Source organism: Desulfofundulus sp. (assembly GCF_049701015.1).
GTDB lineage: Bacteria > Bacillota > Desulfotomaculia > Desulfotomaculales > Desulfovirgulaceae > Desulfofundulus.
Genome location: NZ_JBNATZ010000401.1, coordinates 1 through 1,256, shown reverse-complemented (window position 1 = coordinate 1,256; position 1,256 = coordinate 1). Strand labels below are relative to the sequence as shown.

Annotated in this window: 1 protein-coding gene; it reads left to right on the top strand. The window is 52.5% G+C overall.

The features are described from left to right. Positions 1-1,256 (top strand): DNA gyrase subunit A (locus ACPLUI_RS14850; protein ID WP_424661015.1); only part of this gene is annotated, 1,256 nt, incomplete at both ends.

Here is a 1,256-nt window from a genome sequence, read left to right as displayed (position 1 = left end):
GTTCGTGCCCAGGCTACAGTGGAAAAGATTGGCGTAAATAAAAACGCCATCATTGTGCACGAACTGCCCTTTATGGTAAACAAGGCCCGTCTTGTTGAAAAAATAGCCGAACTGGTCCGGGAAAAGAAAATCGATGGCATTACAGACCTGCGGGATGAATCGGACCGGCGCGGGATGCGCATTGTCATCGAGTTGCGGCGGGATGCCAAACCACGGGTGATCCTCAACCAGCTGTACAAGCATACGCAGATGCAGGAAACTTTCGGTGTGATCATGCTTGCACTTGTGGACGGCCAGCCCCAGGTATTGAACCTCCGGCAGATGCTGGTTCATTACCTGGAACACCAGAAGGAAGTGGTCGTACGGCGCACCCGCTTTGACCTGGAGAAAGCTGAAGCCCGCGCTCACATAGTGGAAGGGTTGCGCATTGCCCTGGATCACATCGATGAGGTTATCAATACCATCCGCGCCTCGCGGACGGTAGAAATAGCTAAAAATGCCCTCATGGAGAAGTTCGGTCTTTCCGAAAAACAGGCGCAGGCCATCCTGGACATGCGTCTGCAACGGTTAACCGGCCTGGAAAGAGATAAACTGGAAGAGGAGTATCAAGAGCTCCTGGCCAGAATCGCGTACCTTCGTGGTGTGCTGGCGGATGAACAGAAGGTATTGCAGATCATTAAAGAAGAACTCCAGGAAATAAGGCAGAAATTTGCAGACCCGCGCCGCACGGTGATCAGCGACGAGGACACCACGCTGGAAGCGGAGGATTTGATTCCGGAGGAAGAGGTAGTGATCACCATTACCAACCAGGGTTACATCAAACGCATGCCCCTGGATACCTACCGGAGTCAGAAACGCGGCGGCCGTGGTATTACGGCCATGGGCACCAAGGAAGAGGATTTCGTACGACATCTATTTATTACCAGCACGCACCACTATTTCTTATTCTTCTCAAATCGAGGGAAAGTTTACCGGTTAAAAGTTCACGAAATTCCCGAAGCCGGGCGCCAGGCCAAAGGGACAGCCCTGGTCAACCTGATTTACATCGGACAGCAGGAACGAATCACCGCAGTTATACCAGTACGTGAATTCAGCAGTGGGCTTTACCTCTTCATGGCCACCCGCTTTGGCGTGGTGAAAAAGACGGAACTCCAGCAGTTTGATACCTCGCGGCGGGATGGCATTATTGCCATCAAGCTTGACGAGGAGGACGAACTGGTGGAGGTGAAGCTGACCAGCGGACGGGAAGAAATTAT